The 19,513-nt window shown below is 56.7% G+C and carries 17 protein-coding genes; 11 read left to right on the plus strand and 6 right to left on the minus strand.

Annotated features, from left to right (window positions below; translation table 11 throughout):
• Positions 1-84: 84 nt before the first annotated feature.
• From JAO77_RS16615 to JAO77_RS16635, 6 genes are all read left to right on the plus strand, one after another.
• Positions 85-2,490, plus strand: a complete 2,406-nt coding sequence (locus tag JAO77_RS16615) for a 3-hydroxyacyl-CoA dehydrogenase/enoyl-CoA hydratase family protein (protein WP_198991532.1) — start codon at positions 85-87, stop codon at positions 2,488-2,490.
• A 123-nt stretch (positions 2,491-2,613) separates the two neighbouring features.
• Positions 2,614-3,801, plus strand: coding sequence for an acetyl-CoA C-acyltransferase (locus JAO77_RS16620; protein ID WP_198991533.1), 1,188 nt, complete (start codon positions 2,614-2,616; stop codon positions 3,799-3,801).
• Positions 3,802-3,846: 45 nt separating this feature from the next.
• Entirely contained in the window at positions 3,847-4,149 is a 303-nt protein-coding gene (locus JAO77_RS16625) for a DUF3861 domain-containing protein (protein WP_198991534.1), read from the plus strand.
• 96 nt (positions 4,150-4,245) lie between these two features.
• Positions 4,246-4,605 (plus strand): putative immunity protein, encoded by a 360-nt coding sequence (locus JAO77_RS24570; protein WP_370550230.1) that lies wholly within the window; start codon positions 4,246-4,248, stop codon positions 4,603-4,605.
• Positions 4,574-4,966, plus strand: a complete 393-nt coding sequence (locus tag JAO77_RS24205; protein WP_286192473.1) for a 50S ribosome-binding protein YggL — start codon at positions 4,574-4,576, stop codon at positions 4,964-4,966. The genes JAO77_RS24570 and JAO77_RS24205 overlap by 32 nt, the downstream gene beginning before the upstream one ends.
• A 172-nt stretch (positions 4,967-5,138) precedes the next feature.
• Positions 5,139-6,926, plus strand: coding sequence for an acyl-CoA dehydrogenase FadE (locus tag JAO77_RS16635; protein WP_198991537.1), 1,788 nt, complete (start codon positions 5,139-5,141; stop codon positions 6,924-6,926).
• Positions 6,927-7,137: 211 nt separating this feature from the next.
• Here the strand turns inward: JAO77_RS16635 and JAO77_RS16640 are convergent, their stop codons facing one another.
• Entirely contained in the window at positions 7,138-8,607 is a 1,470-nt protein-coding gene (locus tag JAO77_RS16640) for a hypothetical protein (protein ID WP_198991539.1), read from the minus strand.
• Positions 8,608-8,953: 346 nt separating this feature from the next.
• Between JAO77_RS16640 and JAO77_RS16645 the strand changes: the two genes are divergently transcribed.
• Positions 8,954-9,184, plus strand: a complete 231-nt coding sequence (locus JAO77_RS16645) for a hypothetical protein (protein WP_198991540.1) — start codon at positions 8,954-8,956, stop codon at positions 9,182-9,184.
• 56 nt (positions 9,185-9,240) lie between these two features.
• Here the strand turns inward: JAO77_RS16645 and recG are convergent, their stop codons facing one another.
• The 4 genes from recG to mutY all read right to left on the minus strand — a co-directional run bounded on the left by recG (position 9,241) and on the right by mutY (position 13,837).
• Positions 9,241-11,337, minus strand: a complete 2,097-nt coding sequence (gene recG, locus JAO77_RS16650) for an ATP-dependent DNA helicase RecG (protein WP_198991542.1) — start codon at positions 11,335-11,337, stop codon at positions 9,241-9,243.
• 108 nt (positions 11,338-11,445) lie between these two features.
• On the minus strand, positions 11,446-12,039 hold the full coding sequence (gene gldD, locus JAO77_RS16655) for a gliding motility lipoprotein GldD (protein WP_198991543.1): 594 nt from the start codon (positions 12,037-12,039) through the stop codon (positions 11,446-11,448).
• A 119-nt stretch (positions 12,040-12,158) separates the two neighbouring features.
• Positions 12,159-12,581 (minus strand): single-stranded DNA-binding protein, encoded by a 423-nt coding sequence (locus tag JAO77_RS16660; protein ID WP_198991544.1) that lies wholly within the window; start codon positions 12,579-12,581, stop codon positions 12,159-12,161.
• 149 nt (positions 12,582-12,730) lie between these two features.
• A complete protein-coding gene (mutY, locus tag JAO77_RS16665; protein WP_213019417.1) occupies positions 12,731-13,837 on the minus strand; it encodes an A/G-specific adenine glycosylase in 1,107 nt (368 codons plus the stop codon).
• A 93-nt stretch (positions 13,838-13,930) separates the two neighbouring features.
• On the opposite strand from mutY, the gene JAO77_RS16670 reads away from it, so the two are divergent.
• The 3 genes from JAO77_RS16670 (at position 13,931) to JAO77_RS16680 (ending at position 17,486) form a co-directional block, all read left to right on the plus strand.
• Positions 13,931-14,371 carry an HU family DNA-binding protein gene (locus JAO77_RS16670; protein ID WP_198991545.1) on the plus strand — a complete coding sequence of 147 codons (441 nt, stop codon included), beginning with the start codon at positions 13,931-13,933 and terminating at the stop codon, positions 14,369-14,371.
• A gap of 122 nt (positions 14,372-14,493) precedes the next feature.
• Entirely contained in the window at positions 14,494-15,429 is a 936-nt protein-coding gene (locus JAO77_RS16675; protein WP_198991546.1) for a tetratricopeptide repeat protein, read from the plus strand.
• Positions 15,430-15,869: 440 nt separating this feature from the next.
• Positions 15,870-17,486: an Rne/Rng family ribonuclease gene (locus JAO77_RS16680; protein WP_198991547.1), complete on the plus strand. Its 1,617-nt coding sequence runs from the start codon at positions 15,870-15,872 to the stop codon at positions 17,484-17,486.
• A gap of 182 nt (positions 17,487-17,668) precedes the next feature.
• Here the strand turns inward: JAO77_RS16680 and JAO77_RS16685 are convergent, their stop codons facing one another.
• Positions 17,669-18,361: a porin family protein gene (locus JAO77_RS16685; RefSeq protein WP_198991548.1), complete on the minus strand. Its 693-nt coding sequence runs from the start codon at positions 18,359-18,361 to the stop codon at positions 17,669-17,671.
• Positions 18,362-18,446: 85 nt separating this feature from the next.
• Between JAO77_RS16685 and JAO77_RS16690 the strand changes: the two genes are divergently transcribed.
• Positions 18,447-19,469, plus strand: coding sequence for a gliding motility protein GldB-related protein (locus JAO77_RS16690; RefSeq protein WP_198991549.1), 1,023 nt, complete (start codon positions 18,447-18,449; stop codon positions 19,467-19,469).
• Positions 19,470-19,513: the final 44 nt, after the last annotated feature.

Raw genomic sequence — 19,513 nt, forward strand, 5'->3', positions numbered from 1 at the left:
CTTTCTCAGCTATTATTTCCCACCCAACCCAGGCGCGGCGAGCGTGATAAGGTCCTTCGCTGCGCTCAGGATGACAAGTATTTTATGAAACGAGTAATCAAGAAAGTTGCCGTGCTGGGCTCCGGCGTCATGGGCTCGCGCATTGCCTGCCACTTCGCCAACATCGGCGTGCCGGTGCTGCTGCTCGACATTGCCCCCAAGGAGCTGACGGCCGATGAGGAAAAGAAAGGCTTGAAGCTGGACGCGCCGGCGGTGAAAAACCGCATCGTGAACGCTGCCCTGCAAGCCACCGTAGCGGCCAACCCCTCGCCGCTGTACCGCAAAAGCGAGGTGAACCGCATCACGACCGGCAACTTCGACGACAATCTCAAAGACATCGCTACCTGCGACTGGGTGATTGAGGTGGTAGTGGAGCGCCTCGACATCAAAAAGAGCCTCTACGAGCGCGTAGAGCAGTTTCGCAAGAAGGGTACGCTCATCACGAGCAACACCTCGGGCATCCCCATTCGGCTGCTGAGCGAAGGGCGCTCCGACGACTTCCGGCAGCACTTCTGCGGCACGCACTTCTTCAACCCGCCGCGCTACCTCAAGCTGCTGGAGATTATTCCGGGCCCGGAAACGCTGCCCGAGGTGCTCGACTTTGTGCAGCACTACGGTGACCTGCACCTAGGTAAGACGGTAGTGCTGGCCAAGGACACGCCCGGCTTCATTGCCAACCGCGTGGGTGTGTGGGCGCTGCTCGATGCCATGCACACCATGCAGAAGCTCGGCCTGACGGTGGAGGAAACCGACAAGCTGACCGGGCCGGTTATCGGCCACGCCAAGTCGGCCACGCTACGCACTTCCGATGTGGTGGGCCTCGACACGACAATCAACGTGGCCAATGGCCTGGCTCAGGGCGTGCCCAACGACGAAGCCAAGGACGTGTTCGCGCTGCCCGAGTTTGTGCAGAAGATGAGCGAGAACAAATGGCTAGGTGACAAAACCGGCCAGGGCTTCTACAAGAAAGTGAAGGGCGAAGGCGGCAAGTCCGAGATTCAGGCGCTGGACTTGAACACGCTGGAATACAAGCCCTCGCAGAAAGTGAAGTTTCCAACCCTGGAGCTGACCAAAACCATTGATAAGCTAGCCGACCGCTTCAAGGTGCTGGTGAGCGGCAAGGACAAAGCTGGCGAATTTTACCGCCTGAGCTTCGGCGGTCTGTTCGCCTACGTGAGCAACCGCGTGCCCGAAATTGCTGACCAGCTCTATAAGATTGACGACGCGCTACGCGCCGGCTTCGGCTGGGAACTCGGGCCGTTTGAAACCTGGGACGCCCTAGGGGTGCCCGCGGGCGTAGAATTGGCCAAGGCTGCCGGGCGCACCGTGGCGCCGTGGGTAGCGGAAATGCTGGCCGCTGGCAACCAGACCTTTTACAAGGTCGAAGGCGGCGTGCGCCAGTACTACGACCAGACTACCAAGAGCTACCAGCCCATCGCGGGCGTCGAGAACTTTATTATTCTCGATAACCTGCGCGCCAGTGGCAAGGTGCTGTGGAAGAATGCCGGCGCCTCGGTTATCGACCTCGGCGATGGCATTCTAAACGTGGAGTTCCACTCTAAGATGAACTCCCTAGGTACCGATGTTATCCAGGGCTTGTTGAAAGGTGTGGAGATGGCCGAAAACGGGTACCGCGGCCTGGTAGTGGGCAACGATGCGCCCAACTTCTCGGCTGGCGCCAACCTGGGCCTGGTGTACATGCAGGCGCTGGAGCAGGAGTTTGACGAGCTGAATATGATGATTCAGCAGTTCCAGCAGGCCATGATGCGGATGCGCTACAGCAGCATTCCGGTGGTGGGCACGCCGCACGGCCTCACCCTAGGGGGCGGCTGCGAGCTCAACCTGCACTGCGACCGCGTGGTGGCCTCGGCCGAGTCGTACATCGGCCTCGTCGAGTTTGGCGTGGGCCTGATACCCGGCGGCGGTGGCACTAAGGAAATGACCCTGCGCACGGCGGCCAAATACGAGGAGGGCGACCCCGAGTTCAACCTGCTGCGCAACACGTACATGACCATCAGCACGGCCAAGGTGTCGACCTCGGCAGCCGAGGCTTTCGACCTAGGCTTCCTGCGCCGGGGCGACGAAATCGTGGTGAATTCGAACCGTGTGATTGCCCAGGCTAAGGCCGCCGCTATTGAGTTGGCCGATGCTGGCTACACCCAGCCCACGCAGAAAAAGAACATCAAAGTGCACGGGCGCGGCGCACTGGGCATGTTTATGAGCGGCGTGTACGCCATGAAAGCGGGCAACTACATTTCGGAGCACGACCAGAAAATTGCCAATAAGCTGGCTTATGTGATGTGCGGCGGCGACCTCTCCTCCCCCACCGAGGTAAGCGAGCAGTACTTGCTGGATTTGGAGCGCGAGGCCTTCCTGAGCTTGTGCGGCGAGCGCAAGACGCTGGAGCGGATTCAGTCTATCCTTACCACCGGCAAGCCCCTGCGCAACTAACTGTGTGTCATGCTGACGAAGGAAGCATCTTATCACGCTGCCTTCGTCAGAAACCAACTTCCCACCCGAGCCTTGCGAACCTGATAAGATGCTTCGCAAGCTCAGCATGACAGAAACAACCAAATGTCTTCCCAACAAGCATATATCGTGGCCGGCTACCGCACGGCCGTCGGCAAGGCACCTAGGGGCGTCTTCCGTTTCACCCGGCCCGATGACCTAGCGGCCGAGGTTATCAAGCACCTTGTGGCCTCGGTGCCCGCCCTCGACCCGAGCCGCGTCGATGACGTCATCGTGGGCAACGCCGTGCCTGAGGCCGAGCAGGGCCTGCAAATGGGCCGCCTTATCTCACTGCTGGCGCTGCCCATCAACGTACCGGGCCTCATCGTGAACCGCTACTGCGGCTCGGGCGTGGAAACCATCGCGATGGCGGTGGGCAAAATCACGGCTGGCATGGCCGACTGCATCATCGCGGGCGGCACCGAAAGCATGAGCATGGTGCCCACCGTGGGCTGGAAAACCGCGCCCAACTACAAGCTCGCCACCCAGCACCCCGACTACTACATTGGCATGGGCCTAACGGCCGAGGCCGTGGCTAAAGACTACAACGTGTCGCGCCAGGACCAGGACGAGTTTTCGTATAACTCGCACCAAAAGGCCATTAAGGCCATCGCAGCTGGCAAATTCAAGCAGAGCATCGTGCCTATCACGGTAGAGGAAACCTACCTCGACCAGGCTACTGGCAAGAAGAAGACCCGCTCTTACGTGGTAGATACCGACGAAGGCCCTCGCGCCGACACGTCGCTCGAAGCGCTGGCCCGCCTGCGCCCCGTATTCGCTGCCAATGGCTCGGTCACGGCTGGCAACTCGTCGCAGACCTCCGACGGAGCAGCGTTTGTGCTGGTAATGAGCGAGAAAATGGTGAAGGAACTGAATCTAGAGCCCATCGCCCGCATGGTGACTTACGCCAGCGAGGGTATCGACCCGCGCATCATGGGCATGGGACCAATAAAGGCTGTACCGAAAGCCCTGCGCCAAGCTGGTATGAAGCTTGAAGACATCGACCTGATTGAGCTAAACGAAGCCTTCGCCTGCCAGTCGCTGGCGGTAGTGCGCGAACTCGGCATCGACATGGATAAGCTCAACGTGAACGGCGGCGCCATTGCACTAGGTCACCCGCTGGGCTGCTCGGGCGCCAAGCTCTCGATTCAGCTCTTCGACGAGCTACGCGCGCGCGGCCAGAAATACGGCATGGTTACCGCCTGTGTAGGCGGCGGCCAGGGCGTGGCGGGTATCTACGAACTGCTAAAATAAAGCCGGCACCCGCGCGTCTAGCAGGACAACCTTTCGTAGAGACCCATGAGCAAACGCGCTTATAAATACCACCTGCGCCTGGAGCAGGTGGCCGGTATCGCTCCCGACAGCCCCCAGCACGCGCCGCTGGAACTGGACTTTGAAAACCACGACGACATTTTCAGCATCGTGGAGCGACTGCAAAGCCGCCAGCTATTTGCCGAGCCGGGCCAATCGACCGAGTTCGCCATTGGTCTGAAGCTGTTCAGCGAGGTGATGCTTAAGAACCGGCAGCATCCGCTGTTCGAAGAATTGGCCCCGGCTTTCAAGACCTTTATGCAGCGGCTAAAAGCGCCGAGTCAGGAGTAATTTTTATGCAAGAAGCCCCGTGAAATCGCGGGGCTTCTTTTTTGGTTTTGGGTAGCTAGTCGTATCATGCATCAGCGTTTGCATACTAACATACGAATGGGTAGCCCTGCTAAAAAGCCGTTTGCTAATCCGCCCTTACCCGTTCACCACGCGCTGGCGCTGGAGGCAGCAGCTTGTGCCGAGCAGGTTCTGCCTTTTTTTGAACAGAACTATCCACAGGATGCTCGCCCTTGCTACGCAATAGCCACCTTGCGCGCATGGGTAGCTGGACAGGCTAGCATGGTAGCGTGCCGACAAGCTGCTTTTGGCGCCCATGCTGCCGCCCGCACTGCCAGCGAACCCGCTGCTGTGGCCGCCGCCCGTGCCGCTGGTCAAGCAGCAGCAGTCGCACACATGTACACGCACGCTCCTCACACGGCGGCCTATGCTGCTAAAGCACGTGCGTTGGCAGCGTAATAATTGCTCACGCTTGGCTGAAAATCTGATAATACAAGCAATAAGAAAACGACTACGCAAGAAGCTACGGCTTCGAGAGTTTCAAGAAATGGGTTTCCACGTCGATTTCAAGGTGGATATTCCTGCTAACTCGGAAGTCGAAGATGCTTTCTTCGATAAGCTCTTTGACTTTGTGGACGAGCGAGAGCTATCTATCGGGGGCAACATGAGCAACTTCTACGTAAGCCGCGGCGAGCGCAATTCCACTACTGACGCTGACCGGGAAGCCTTGAGTCATTGGCTTCAACAGCAGCCGGAGGTTTCGGCCGTGCGAGTGTGGCCGCTGGATGATACCTGGCACGGACCTTTCAAGTGGCTGTAAGCTGGCTGCTGCGCTAGAGCTGCCCCGAAATAATCGGGGTTTTCTTTTCATTAAATACTCGGCACGCCTAACATTTTTTTCTTATCTTGCAACACCAAAACGCCCGGCGCGTTGTTGCCTAAATACTCGGCTAGCCTAACAGTTTCAATCCCACTCAACCGCATAGTTCATCATGGAAGTATCCAACAAAACCGCTCCCAAGGGCGGCGAATTCATCATCAAAGCCACGGAGGCCCAAGACGTATTCACGCCCGCCGACTTTTCGGAGGAGCAGAACATGATGTACCAGACTTGCCTCGACTTCGTAGAAACCGAGGTGCGCCCGCTGGTAGAGCGCCTCGATAACCACGAGGAAGGCCTCATGCGCGGCCTGATGGAGAAAGCTGGTCAGCTCGGTCTGTTTGGGGTGAGCGTGCCGGAGGAGTTTGGCGGCCTGAATATGGACTTCCCGACCGCGCTGCGTGTGACGGAAGGCGTGGGCGGCGGCAACTCGTTTCCGGTGGCGTTTGCGGCGCACACGGGTATCGCCCTGCTGCCGATTCTATATTTCGGCAACGATGCGCAGAAGCAGAAGTACATCCCCGGCCTCACCGATGGCACGCTGATGGGTGCTTACTGCCTCACCGAGCCCGGCTCGGGCTCTGATGCCTTAGGTGCCAAAACCAAGGCCGTGCTCAATGCAGAGGGCACGCACTACGTGTTGAACGGCCAGAAAATGTGGATTACCAACGCCGGCTTTGCCGACGTGTTTATCGTGTTTGCCAAGATTGACGGCGAGCAGTTCACGGGCTTTATCGTGGACAAAGACACGCCCGGCCTGAGCCTCGGCAACGAGGAGCACAAAATGGGCATCAAGGGGAGCAGCACCCGCCAGGTGTTCCTGACCGATGCGCTAGTGCCCAAGGAAAACGTACTGGGCGAGATTGGCAAAGGCCACCTCATCGCGTTTAACGTGCTGAATATCGGCCGTATCAAGCTGGCTGCTGCCTGCCTAGGTGGCGCCAAAGCCACCGCTACGCAAAGCGTGAAATATGCCAACGAGCGCGTGCAGTTCAAGCTGCCCATCTCGAAGTTTGGCGCTATTCGCTATAAACTGGCGCAGCAGGCCATCCGGATGTACGCCGTAGAGTCGGCCATCTACCGCGCCGGCGAGGACATTTACCGCAAAGAGCAGGAGCTAATGGCCAGCGGCATGGGTACCAACGAAGCACTATTGGGCGCCGCCCGCGAGTTTGCGGTGGAGTGTGCCATGCTGAAAGTAGAAGGCTCGGAGGTACTTGACTACGTGACCGACGAGGGCGTGCAGATTTATGGTGGCTACGGCTTCTCGGCCGACTATCCCATGGACCGCAACTACCGCGACTCGCGCATCAACCGGATTTTCGAGGGCACCAACGAAATCAACCGGATGCTGGCCGTGGACATGATTTTGAAGAAGGGTCTGAAAGGCGAAATCGACCTAATGGGTCCAGCCCAAGCCGTGCAGCAGGAACTCATGGCCATCCCGAGCATGGGCGAAAGCGACGACTCGGCCTTTGCTGCTGAAAAGAAAGCCATCGCCAACCTCAAGAAGGCTACCCTCATGGTGGCCGGCACGGCCGTACAGAAGTACATGAACTCGCTCGCCAAAGAGCAGGAAGTACTGATGAACATCGCTGACATGGCCATCAAAACCTACGTGGCCGAAAGCACGCTACTGCGCGTCGAAAAGGAAATTGCCGCCAAAGGCGAAGAGGCGCTGGCTCAGCAGCTCGATATGGCCCGCGTATACCTCTCCGACGCCATTGACCTGGTCGAGAAATCAGGCCGCGAAGCCATCGCTAGCATGACTGAGGGCGACGAGCAGCGCCTGATGAGTATGGGCCTCAAGCGCTTCACTAAGCCCGACCTCTTCAACGTGAAGGATGCTCGCCGCCGCGTAGCTGCCAAGCTCATCGAAGCCAACGAGTACATCTATTAATCGCAGATTGTAACGGATTTAACGGATTACGCAGATACGCCCGCCTTCGGCAGGCTGACTATCTGGCTTCCTCAGTACAAACAGAGAAGGCTGCTCTCACGAGCAGCCTTCTCTGTTTGTAGCTAGTACTAACGAGTTTTCCGATAACTTAGTCAGCCTGCCGAAGGCGGGCGTATCTGCGTAATCCGTTAAATCCGTTACAATCTGCGATTTATTTGAGCTTCACTTCGTTCAGCTGCAGGGCCGCTGATTTTTTGCTGGGGCGGCTGACGCCGATAATTTCCTTGGGCCCGAGCCATGTGGTGAAGTCTTTTACATAAGCCAGTTGTTGGTCGTTGGCTACGTTGAGTTTGAGGCGCTGCAGGGTACCTAGGAAGCCGTTGCGTGCTTGTATATGGCGCAGGTAAAGGTCCGACTTCCCACCAATGGTTTCTAGCGTTAGCAGCTGCACATCTTCGCCAAAGACAGCTGCCCGAAAGCCGATGCCGGTGTAGCTATCAATAGCTGGTGCTACTTGTTCTTTGGGCACTACTAGGTGCCAGGTAGGCGTCACGAATGCGCTGTAGCCGAAGACGTGAAGCTCGCGGGCATGCACTGGCTGGTCGGGGCCGCCTTCCTCAAAATGCCGCTCAGCAATGATGACTAAGTTCTTATTTTCCGATAGGAGCATATCGGCCAAATAGATATCCTCCAGTCGTTTCGGCTCGGTGCCTGTGGCTTTGCCCACTTCGGCGAGGTAAGTAGGGGCAAAGGGCAATTCAGGCGCCAGCTTGAGGCTTTTGTTCTCAAAGTCGAAACGTACTACTTTCAGGCCAGTCAGCTCGCCGGTGTCGTAATTGGCGCACAGCGCGGCGGCGTACAACTGCCCATCGGGCAGCAAGCTGAATTTGGCATCGCGAATAGTAATGGGCTTGCCCTCAAACACGCCGCCCACCGGTGCGCCTAGTACTGGCACGGTAGTAGACGCGCTGGGGCGGTCGGGTGTAGCCGGGTAGCGCCGCACGGTGAGCTTGCGCATGGCATCGCCGAGCAGCGTCACGTATTGCGTGCCATCGTTGGCCAAAATGATATTGGGCGAGAAGAAGTCGCCCTGGTCGCGAAAATCATAGGTGCGGTCCATGATTTTCGTCAGCTTCTGGTCGTAGAGCGAGCCCACCAAGCTGCGTACTTGCTCCTCGCGAGTGGCGTAGCGATAAGCCAGTAGCCGGGTGCCGTCGGGCGAGAGGCGCACGCTGGGCCGGCGCTCGCTGGCACCAGCTGTCACTAGCACTGCAGGGCTGCCTTTTTGGCCACCGGCCAGGGCCACGGGCTGCACGGTCAGGTTCTGGCCATTTTCGTCGGTATGATGAAGCACCACCCAGGCCTGCTCAGCGCTGCGGCCGAAGGCCTCCACCGTTTCGCCGGGCGCAATAGGCAAGGTTGTGCTCCACTGCTTTTTAAGATCGGCGCTGTAGCGCTCGACGGCATAAGCACTACCACTTTGATGAGCTAGAATAACAAACCCGCTGCCATCGGCCAGGGCCAGCGTTTTGTGGGGCACGCGCTGGTTGTAACGGTCCTCCCCTTGCTCCGGCAAGTAGCTAAACGGCGCTGATTTTACTTTCTGCGCGTGGGCCGAGAAGCCAGTGCCTATTAGCCCACCCACCATTAGGGTAAGGGCAACTGTGAAACGACGCATCATGTTAAAATTAAAAATCACCTACCTAGGAGCCCTAGGTATTTCTACTGCCCAAAAGTACCTCCTAAGGCCTTTGTGCAACGCCACTCGTGCCAGCCTCAACCAAGCTACCTAGGCCAAAGGATAATCTTGCGACAATATTTTTCGCTTTATATCAGTTACTTTTGTAATAGAATACGGCTCGCCAAGCAACCTTATTGCCGAGCAGTCGTTTAATCGCCGCGCTGCTCAAGCAGCACTGTATATACTCTATCCTTCTTCTCTCCCACCCACTCTTTAGCTCCCGATAGTTTAGAAAAATCACTTTAAACCCGCTGCTCTCTACCACCCTTCCAGCAGCGCTTCATTCATGAAATCTTTCGCTAAAATCAGCTCGCTCTTCGCGCTTATCATCATTGGGCGCTATTTGCAGCCGGCGGCTATCGCCCCCCTAGCGACGACTCGTCCGTCTACTCCTACCGTGCAAGCCTTGCCTTTGGCGCTCGCTCGCTACACGTCCACTCCGCTGCTCAAGCCGAAGCCCATTCCTGAGCAGGCTCAAACAGCTCAGTCACAGGCTTCGCGCGGCTATTTCTTATAATTCAGCAAGCGGCTTCTTAAAGAGCCGCTTTTTTATTGCACTTACCGGCCAAAAACTTAGCTTATCCGGCTCCAGTTCACGGCCGTAGCAGGCAAGCTCTCGATGTGGCGCCGAATGTTGCCGTGCTCGGGGCGTGCTAGGTCGGGGTCGTTGTTTAGGATGGCCTGCGCGGCGGCCCGGCTTTCGGTGAGGATGCGCCCATCTTTGGCCAGGTCGGCAATGAGCAAGTCGAGCACGCCGCTCTGCTGCGTGCCCATCAAATCGCCTGGGCCGCGCAGCTTCAGGTCGATGTCGGCTATTTCGAAGCCATTGTTGGTGCGTACCATTGTTTCGAGGCGCGTACGGCTGTCTTTGCTTAGCTTGTAGCCTGTCATCAGGATGCAATAGCTCTGGTCGGCGCCGCGCCCTACTCGCCCGCGCAGCTGGTGCAGTTGCGAGAGGCCAAAGCGCTCGGCGCTCTCAATTATCATTACCGAGGCGTTGGGCACGTTCACGCCCACTTCGATAACGGTGGTCGCCACCATTATCTGGGTTTCCTTATTCACGAAGCGCGCCATCTCAAAGTCTTTCTGCTCGGCCGACATACGCCCGTGTACGATGCTAATTTGCATCTCCGGGAAGGCACGGCTCACGCTTTCGTAGCCGTCGGTCAGGTCTTTGTAATCGAGTGTTTCGCTTTCTTCAATAAGCGGATACACGATGTACACCTGCCGACCTAGGGCCACCTGGTCGCGCACAAACTGAAACACCTTCAACCGGTTGGCATCGTAGCGATGCACTGTCACGATGGGCTTGCGGCCAGCGGGCAGCTCGTCAATCACGCTCACGTCGAGGTCACCGTAGAGCGTCATGGCCAGCGTGCGCGGAATGGGCGTGGCCGTCATCACAAGCACGTGCGGAATCACGTAAGGATTTTTCTGCCACAGCTTCGAGCGCTGCGCCACGCCAAAGCGGTGCTGCTCGTCCATGATGGTCAGCCCTAGGTTGCGAAACTGTACCACGTCTTCGAGCAGCGCGTGGGTGCCTACCAACATTTGCATGGTGCCTTCGCGCAGCTGCTCGTGCAACTCACGCCGCACGCGGGTGGGCGTGCTGCCCGTCAGCTTACCTAGGTTAATGCCGAGCTGGTCGGCGTACACTTTGAGGCCCTGGTAATGCTGGTCAGCCAATATTTCGGTAGGCGCCATCAGGCAGCTTTGGGCGCCGTTGTCGGCGGCCATTAGCATCGAGATAAAGGCCACGATGGTCTTGCCCGAACCCACGTCGCCCTGCAGCAGCCGGTTCATCTGCTTGCCAGCCAAGAAGTCTTTGTAAATCTCGTGGATGACCCGCTTTTGCGCGCCTGTCAGGTCGAAAGGCATGATGTCCTTATAGAAGTGCACCAGCGTGGGCACTTCATTGAAGACTTGCCCAGCTAGGGTCACTTTGCGCTGGTCTTTCTGGCGCAAGAGTTTGAGCTGCACGTAAAACAGCTCCTCAAACTTGAGCCGAAACCGCGCCCTATCCAGCAAATCCTGGTTCTGCGGAAAGTGAATTTGCTGCAAAGCCGATGCCTTATCCATCAGCCCGTACTGCTGAATCAGGGCCGGCGACAGCGTTTCGGTCACCTGCGGCAGCGCAATTTTCAGCAGGTCGCTCACCATGCGCATAATAGCTTTGCTATCAATGCGGTGGTAGTTTTTTAGCTTTTCGCTGGTGTTGTATACCGGCTGCAAAAAGCTCTGGCCTGCCTTCTGCTCAGTTACTTCTTCCAGCTCAGGGTGGGCCATTTGGGGGCGGCCATTGAACATGGTGGGCTTGCCGAATACAATGTATTCCTGGTGGTTTTTGATGACCTTCTCCAGGTAGTTCACGCCCTTGAACCACACTACCTCTAGCTCGCCACTGGCGTCGCCTACCTTGGCCACGAGGCGCTTCTTAGGGCCCTCCCCTATCACTTCGCGGCCGCGCAGGATGCCCTTCACCTGCACAAACGACATGTCGTCGTGCAAGTCTACGATGTTATAAAACTGCGTGCGGTCGAGGTAGCGAAACGGATAGCGCTGGATAAGGTCGCCGTAGGTAAACAGTCCTAGCTCCTTGCCCAGCAGCTGCGCCCGCTGCAAGCCCACGCCGCGCAGGTACTCCAGCTTCGTGTTAAAAAAGTTACTCATGTATCCAGCTGTTAGCTTTTGGCTGGTAGCTGCTAGCTTTTCTTATATGATGTTTAATTACTTAGCGCTGACTAGAGACAATACTCCGCTATCAGCAAGAGGCATGTACTATTTTTTGTACTTCAACGAATTCAGCAGCTTAATCATATCGTATTTCACGTACTCTATCACCGGCGCCAGCGAGTCGTTGGCTGTGGCGGTGCGGAAGTAGAGCGCCGCCCGAAAGAAGTGCTTGGTGCTGTCGGTGGTATAAAACTGAAACTGGCTCGGCACCTCGCCCTCTAGCTCAAACACCGAAGCGCGCATGCCATTGGGAGTACGCAGTATTTTCTCTTCTATTGAAGTGGCTTTAATCTGGTGCTTGCCCGTGAGCTTGCGCGCATCCTCCATCATTTTATTATAGAGCTTGCGGTCGCGCACTACATCGGTATAAGTAATCTGCACATTGGCGTGCAGCTGCGGGTAGTAGATATTGAGCCAGTCGGGCTGCGCTAGGTACGACGAATCGCGCAGCACCTTGGCGGCCGTCGAGTACTCAAACTCGTAGGGGTGCCCCGGCCTGAGCACCCGGTAGCGGTGGGGCGGCAGGTCGATGCGGTTGTAGCCCTTGGGCTTGGGCGTGTAGTCGGGCGCCGACGAGCAGGCGACTACCAAGCTGGACACCGCCAGCAGCGGCAACACCCAGAATCGGGAGAAAGTCATGAGATACAAAGCCAGAATCAACCCAAAGGTAGCAGGCGGCTACCCGGCCCAACACCAAAACGCCCCGGCTTGGTGCCGGGGCGCTAGGTAGAGATTCTGATAGGAAGCTAACTCAGCCCTTAGAATGGAAGTTTGTCAAGCTCGGGCTCTTGGCGCAGGCTCACGTTTTCCTCCGTGCTGGCACTGGGCGCGGCAGCGCTGCCCGGGCCTGGCCGACCACCTAGGAGCGATATCTCATCGGCGATAATCTCGGTGATGTAGCGCGTCTGCTGGTCTTTGTCCTGGTATTGGCGCGTGCGCAGCTTGCCTTCTATATATACCTGGGTGCCCTTTTTGAGGTATTTCTCGGCCAGTTCGGCCAAGCCGCGCCACGCCGAAATATTGTGCCACTCGGTACGCTCAACGCGGTTACCCTGCTTGTCTTTATAATACTCGTTGGTAGCCAAGGTAAAGTGTGCCACACTATTCCCGCTCTCGAGGTGGCGTACTTCGGGGTCTTTGCCGAGGTTGCCCACCAGAATTACTTTATTTACTCCGGCCATGTTAGTTGCTAGTCTTTGCTAGTTTAAAAAGTGAAATGCAAGCCGTCGACACCTAGAGTGTTCGACAGTTTAAAATTACAAATAGCGGCCGGCATATGCAAATATTATTGGCAATTTTACCAAAAATAATAGCATTAGTTTATAGGGTGTTAGCCAGCTTTGGCGAGATAGTTACTTATAAGCACTGGCTTAGGTAGGTTTTCTATCTCACCGGCCGAATAAGCCCGCAGGCCTAGGTCGCGCGTGGCCGCTTCGGGGAGGGCAGCGGCTAGTTCTACTGTATGAAAGCGGGCTTCGAGTTTCTGGTGGCTTAGCACCTGGCGCAAGGAGGCGGCGGGCCGGTCCTCGGCTACCTGAGTGGTGGCCAGCACCCCACCTAGGGCCTCCACGTGGCGCAATACCTCGGCCGCGGACATCGCAGCGCCGTCGGTTTCGGCCAGCGCAAAGTCGTACAATCCTTGCCAGATATCGCCGCCCGGCCGCTCTTTTAAATAGAGCCGTTCGCCGTGGCACAGCACGAAGTAGTGGAAGTACCGCGTGCGCACTGCCTTGGCCTTGCTCTTGATGGGCAGCAGCGCCACCTCGCCGTGCTGAAACGCCCAGCACTGGCTTTGCAGCGGGCAGAACAAGCAGTCGGGCTTGAGAGGCGTGCACTGCAAGGCCCCAAACTCCATGATGGCTTGGTTGAACTCGGCCGCGTGGGCCGGAGGCAGGTGCTGGTCGGCCACGGCCTGAAACTCCTTGCGCGAAGCGGGGGCAGCAATGTCGGAATGCAATCCAAAAATGCGGGCTAGCACCCGAAAAACATTGCCATCGAGCACAGCCACGGCCTCGTCGAACGCAAAAGATGCGATAGCCGCCGCCGTGTAAGGCCCTACCCCTTTGAGCTGCCGCAGCCCAGTATAGGTAGCCGGAAACTGCCCCCCAAACTCGCGCACTACCTGCTGGGCCGTATGGTGCATATTGCGAGCGCGCGAATAGTAGCCCAATCCCTGCCAGTGGCGCAGCACCTCCTGCTCGGGGGCGGCAGCCAGGTCTTGTACGGTAGGATAAGATGTCAGAAAATCAAGGTAATATGGCAAGCCTTGCGCGACGCGCGTTTGCTGTAAAATAACTTCAGATAGCCATATAGCATAGGGATTGCGGGTGTGGCGCCAAGGCAAGTCGCGGTGGTGGCGCGGATACCAATTTAGCAAAGCCGAGGCTAGGAACGACGGGGCTGGCGAAGCAGCCGCCGGAGCGGTAGGAGCAAGCAAGAGAATGAGGCAGAATATTTTGACAAAGGTCAATTTTGAGGTCAACCATTGGCCAAACGAAAAAAAAGAAGTACCTTTGTGGTCCGATTTCCAATGGCAACCCCTTACCGGGCAAGGGCTTACGCCGGAAAACGGAGGATTAAGCGTCCGACAAAATCATTTTTTTCACTTCCAGTACCCCTTACCAACGTGACCAAAGCTGAGGTAATTTCCGAAATTTCGCAGAAAACCGGCATCGAGAAAGCCGATGTGCTGACGACCGTAGAAGCCTTCTTCAAAGTAGTGAAGGACTCTATGACCGAGGGCCACAACATTTACGTGCGTGGCTTCGGCTCGTTCGTAAACAAGAAGCGCGCCCGCAAAGTAGCCCGCAACATCTCTAAAAATACGTCGCTCATCATCGACGAGCACTACATTCCGAGCTTCAAGCCCAGCAAGACGTTCGTAGCCAAAATCAAAGGCAGCAAAAAAGTAGTTGGCGAAGATGCCGCTCCTAAAGCCAAAGCTCCTAAGGCTAAAAAGGCTAAATCCTAGTTTGAGTTGAAGTGAAAAGTGATGGGGTGAGGAGGTTAGCGTGGTGATAGCCAGCCCGTTGGGTTTTAGCTATTATCTCCAGCCTCCTCACCCCATTGCTTTCTTACTGCTTTACTTTCCCTATGTCTCTTTCCCGCACTGGTACGCATCAAGCTTTACTGCTGGTTGGCGCTTTGGCGCTGGCCGGGGGACTTTACGCACTGCCCAAGGGTATTGTGAAGCCCAAGGAAAGCAAGGCCGAGTTAACTCAGGATGCCGCCCGCACCGCTAATCGCGACGGTGGCGGCATGGCTACCAACGGCTCAAAGACCGAAGCGTCGTCGGGCCCGCGCACAGCCGCAACGGCCACCGAGGGGCCAGATGAGGCAGGCGGCACAGCCGCCGCGCCGCACACGCAAGCCAATGCTACGCAGCGCCGCGAGCTCAACGAGCTGCTGGCTAAGTACAAAGCGGGTACCGATGCAGCTACTCGCCGCCAAGTATCTCTGGACCTAGGCAGCCACTACGAAGCTGTGCAGCGCTTCGACAGTGCGGGGTACTACTATGCAGAAGTAGCGCTGGCGCAGCCCGCCGAAAAGGCGTGGCAGAAGGCGGCCGATGCTTACTTTCAAGCTTATAGCTTCGCCTCATCGGAAGCGCGGAAAAAAATGCTAGGCGAACGGGCGCGGGAGCTGTATGACAATGTACTAACCGCCAACCCCAACAACCTAGACGCTAAGACTAACCTAGGTATGGCTTACATGAGTAGCGACAACCCAGTGAAGGGCATTTCGCTGCTACGTGAGGTACTGGAGCAAGACCCCAAAAACGAAAAGGTACTGTATAACCTAGGCGTTCTGGCGATTCAAAGCAACCAGTACGACAAAGCGGCTGAGCGCTTTGCACAGCTCGTTCAAGTTAACCCTAATAACGTAGAAGGTCAGTTTTACCTGGGCGTGACGCTGGCTCGGACCAACCGGGCCGCGGGTGCCAAGGCGGCCTTTCTCAAGGCGAAAAGTCTCAGCCAAGACCCGGCCCTGGCCGCGTCGGTGGAAGAAGAACTCGCCAAGCTTCAGTAGGTACGCCTACCAGCCAGCCAGTTATTATGCGTAACTTGCCGGGCTAATTCAGCTTACCCTACTTCTAGATACCTCATTTCTAACTTTTAACTCATCCGAAGATGCCCTGCGGTAAAAAACGTAAACGCCATAAAATCGCCACCCACAAGCGCAAGAAGCGCCTGCGCAAGAACCGTCACAAGAAGAAGTAATCTTCTGACTTCGTGCGGTGTAGGGGGCGGGGCGACTAGCAGCAATGCCAGCCGCCCGCCTATCTCTCACGTAGCCTCCGCCACGCGGACGACTAACGTGGTGTGCCAGCCGGCTTCGCTAAGCGAAGTTGGGGCCGTGGCTCGCGAGGGGAAGCTGGGACACTCTTGGTCCTGGCTTCCCTTTTGCCAGTTTCGGGGCAACCCATGTCGGCGAAGCCGGCCTAGGGCTATTTTAACCAACCTAATACGTTGAGCAATGAATTAATAATCAATTCGACCCCCGAGGGTGAGCGGATTGCCTTGCTCCAGGATAAGCGGCTGATTGAATATCACTTCGACCGCAACGACACCAACTATGCGGTGGGTGACATCTTCCTGGGCACCGTGCGCAAGGTCATGCCGGGCCTCAACGCGGCCTTTGTGGATATAGGCTCCGAGAAGGATGCCTTTCTGCACTACGGCGACCTAGGCGAGCAGTACCCCTCTCTCAACAAGTGGGTAACCAGCGTGATGAAGCACCAGGCTCAAACCGCTGGCCTAGAAAAATTTACCCTAGAGCCGCCCCTCGAAAAAGTAGGCAAGGCCGATAACGTGTTCAAGAAAGGCCAGGCCATCTTGGTGCAGGTTATCAAGGAGCCCATTTCGACTAAGGGGCCGCGGGTAAGTACCGATATTTCGATGGCGGGCCGCTACCTGGTATTGATGCCTTTTACCAATACCATCAGCGTTTCCAAAAAGATAGTTAGCAAGGCCGAGCGCGACCGGCTCAAGCGGCTCATTGCCAGCATTAAGCCCGAAGGCTTCGGCGTTATTATCCGCACGGTGGCCGAGGGCCGCGAAGTAGCTGAGCTCGACAAAGACATGCAGAGCATGGTCGAGAACTGGGAAACGCTGTATGCCAACCTGCGCAAGGGCCAGCCCCGCGACAAGGTATTGGGCGAGCTTGGCCGCACCTCGTCGATGCTGCGCGACATGCTCAACGAGTCGTTCGACTCGATTGTGGTGGACACGCCGGCACGGTTTGAAGAAATGCGCGACTACGTGCAGAAGATTGCGCCCGACCGCGCCGGTCTGGTGAAGCTGCACAACAACAAAGCCAAGGTATTTGAGCACCTAGGGATTGAAAAGCAGCTGAAAACGCTGTTTGGCAAGACCGTGAGCGTGCCGGGCGGCGGCTACCTCGTGATAGAGCACACCGAGGCCCTGCACGTGGTAGACGTGAACTCGGGCTCGAAGAGCAACCAGGAAAACGACCAAGAGGCTACGGCCCTCATGATTAACCTACTGGCTGCTAAAGAGGTAGCTCGGCAGCTGCGCCTGCGCGACATGGGTGGTATCATCGTAGTTGACTTTATCGACATGCGCGCCGCCGAGAGCCGCAAGAAGGTGGAGGATGCGGTGTACCACATCATGAAGCAGGATAAGGCCAAGTTTACCATTCTGCCCATCACTAAGTTTGGGCTGATGCAGATAACCCGCCAGCGGGTGCGGCCAGCCGAAACCATCGTGACCGGCGAGGTGTGCCCCACTTGCGGCGGCACCGGCAAGATTTCGGCCTCCATCCAGGTTACGGATGAGATTGACAATAGCATCGACGACCTACTGCTCAACCAAAACCAAGCTGGTATCACTCTCTACGTACATCCCTTCCTGCATGCTTTCTACACCAAAGGCTTGGTAAGCAGGCAGATGAAGTGGTACCTGAAGTATTACAAGTGGGTGAAGGTAATGAAGGACACTTCCTTAGGTCTCACCGACTTCCGCATCGAGGACGAGCATGGCGAACAGATAGAGCTACACTCGGCCGCCGCTGCCATGGCCCGCGCCCAAGACCGCGAAATGCCGCATATCGAGACCGCAGATTAAAACGGATTTGTCGGATTAAACGGATACGCCCGCCGGCGGCGGGCTGACTATATGAACGCAGGAGCGGCTTCGCCGGCCCTAAACTGATTAGAGGTTAGCCGAAGGCTACCCTGCGTTTCAATAGTCAGCCCGCTGCCGGCGGGCGTATCCGTTTAATCCGACAAATCCGTTTTAATCTGCGGTTAGAATTTGAGCCCTAGGTCGAGCGCGAAGACACTGTTCTTGATGTTTACGTCGCTGAAACCACGGGTGCGCTCGAAGTAACGGTCGAAGTCAACCAGGCCGTGGTGGTAGCTAAGGCCGGCAAGTAGCTTGGTGCTTTGCCCAAGCTGGTACTCTACGCCAGCCCCACCAATGATGTTGGCATCGATGTCAAAAATGTGCTTGCCAGCTTTGGTTTGGTTTTTATTGTCGTAAGGGTCAGTGTAGTATTTATCACCGTTGATGCGCACCTGCACGGGCACAGCCACCGAACCACCTACTTGAAAGTAAACGCGGGTATCGGGGGCCACCTCATTGGTGAAGAGCTTGACGGTGAGCGGCAGCTCTAGGTATTGCATAGCTATTTTCTGCTCGACGCGCACGCCCGTAGTACCACCAGCGGGGGCCGCCGCTCGGTCGTTATACGCGATAGTACCGCCTTTGCCCGTTAGGAACAAGCCCGTGTTGAACGCATAGTTTTCGCCAAAAAAGTAATCCATAAAAATGCCGCCGCCGAAGCTAAGCTTTGCCTTCTCGGACGTAAACGAGGTGGCGCCAGGTGAGTCGGGGCGCAGGTACACAATAGAAGGCGATACCTTCAGGCCAATTTCAACTTGCGCGAAGGCGGCAGGAGCTACTGCCAGGGCAGCTACGGTGAGGAGTATTTTTTTCATAAAGTGAAAATGGAACGGCTATCAGGCACTTGACAGTATAGCACGACGTTGGAAAAGTGTAATTTTACGCGAAATTAACTTAGCCTTGAAAATATCTCTCTATCCGAAGGCCCTCCTTTTGGCGGGCGTGGCCCTGCTGGCTGGCTGCAAGCAAGGCGAAGAGGCTGGCGGCTGCCGCCCTGACCCGGCCGCTAGTGCGCCCGTGGCATCGCTGCCGCTAAAGCATTTGGAGCACGCTTTTTTTCAGATTAAAAATCCGGCCCAAGGGTTGCAGTTTTTGCAAGCTAACCCGGCGTTTGCGCGATATTATTTGCAAGTGGGGCAGGCGCCTTCGCCCAATGCGCTGGCTAACAGCTTAGCTCAGCTTGCTACTAACCCAGATTTGGAGAAGCTAGGGCGCGAGACGGCGGCAGCCTTTCCCGATTCGGCAAGCTTACGGCACGACCTAGGGACGATGTTTGGGAAAGTCCATTACTACTTCCCCGATTTCAAGACGCCGCCCGTAGCAGCCACCTACGTGAGCGGGCTGCTGGGTAAAGACATTTTTGTAAATGATAGCCTGCTGGTACTCAGTCTAGATTGGTACATCGGGCCGAAAGCCAGCTACCGGCCCGACCTACCGGGCTATATGCTGAGGCGCTATCGCCCGGCCAACTTGCTGCCTACCCTTGCCACAGCGGTAGCGGGTAAGTACGTGCCGCGCAAGCTCGCAGCCCCGTCGGTACTCGACGAGATGATAAGCCAAGGCAAGCGCCTGTACTTCGCGGGGCAGGTGCTGCCTTGTGCACCCGATACGTTGCTCATGGGCTATACCCGCAAAGAACTAAGCGGATTACAGTTTAACGAGGCTAAGGTATGGGGGCATTTTTTGGAGAATAACCTGCTGTACTCAAGCACACCTTTTCTGATTCAGAAATACGTGGCTGAGCGACCCAACGTGCCCGAAATCGACGCCACCTGCCCCGGCCGGGTAGGTCAGTGGGTGGGCTTGCAAATTATCCGCAAGTACATGGCTGAGCACCCCGGTGTCACTCTTGCGCAGCTCATGGCTGAAAAAGATGCCCAGCGCATTTTGACTGAGTCGCACTATCGACCTAAGAAGAGCTAATAGGATTGCAGCGCTGGTGAATAACCCCTTATAATTCATAAGTC

Origin of the sequence: Hymenobacter sp. BT559, from assembly GCF_016427535.1 — a bacterium.
Lineage (GTDB): Bacteria > Bacteroidota > Bacteroidia > Cytophagales > Hymenobacteraceae > Hymenobacter.

Excerpts from the sequence above, each read along its gene's own strand:
- JAO77_RS16615 (WP_198991532.1), top strand. The coding sequence starts at position 85 with ATGAAACGAGTAATCAAGAAAGTTGCCGTGCTGGGCTCCGGCGTCATG.
- JAO77_RS16620 (WP_198991533.1), top strand. The coding sequence starts at position 2,614 with ATGTCTTCCCAACAAGCATATATCGTGGCCGGCTACCGCACGGCCGTC.
- JAO77_RS16625 (WP_198991534.1), top strand. The coding sequence starts at position 3,847 with ATGAGCAAACGCGCTTATAAATACCACCTGCGCCTGGAGCAGGTGGCC.
- JAO77_RS24570 (WP_370550230.1), top strand. The coding sequence starts at position 4,246 with ATGGGTAGCCCTGCTAAAAAGCCGTTTGCTAATCCGCCCTTACCCGTT.
- JAO77_RS24205 (WP_286192473.1), top strand. The coding sequence starts at position 4,574 with ATGCTGCTAAAGCACGTGCGTTGGCAGCGTAATAATTGCTCACGCTTG.
- JAO77_RS16635 (WP_198991537.1), top strand. The coding sequence starts at position 5,139 with ATGGAAGTATCCAACAAAACCGCTCCCAAGGGCGGCGAATTCATCATC.
- JAO77_RS16640 (WP_198991539.1), bottom strand. The coding sequence starts at position 8,607 with ATGATGCGTCGTTTCACAGTTGCCCTTACCCTAATGGTGGGTGGGCTA.
- JAO77_RS16645 (WP_198991540.1), top strand. The coding sequence starts at position 8,954 with ATGAAATCTTTCGCTAAAATCAGCTCGCTCTTCGCGCTTATCATCATT.
- recG (WP_198991542.1), bottom strand. The coding sequence starts at position 11,337 with ATGAGTAACTTTTTTAACACGAAGCTGGAGTACCTGCGCGGCGTGGGC.
- gldD (WP_198991543.1), bottom strand. The coding sequence starts at position 12,039 with ATGACTTTCTCCCGATTCTGGGTGTTGCCGCTGCTGGCGGTGTCCAGC.
- JAO77_RS16660 (WP_198991544.1), bottom strand. The coding sequence starts at position 12,581 with ATGGCCGGAGTAAATAAAGTAATTCTGGTGGGCAACCTCGGCAAAGAC.
- JAO77_RS16670 (WP_198991545.1), top strand. The coding sequence starts at position 13,931 with ATGGCAACCCCTTACCGGGCAAGGGCTTACGCCGGAAAACGGAGGATT.
- JAO77_RS16675 (WP_198991546.1), top strand. The coding sequence starts at position 14,494 with ATGTCTCTTTCCCGCACTGGTACGCATCAAGCTTTACTGCTGGTTGGC.
- JAO77_RS16685 (WP_198991548.1), bottom strand. The coding sequence starts at position 18,361 with ATGAAAAAAATACTCCTCACCGTAGCTGCCCTGGCAGTAGCTCCTGCC.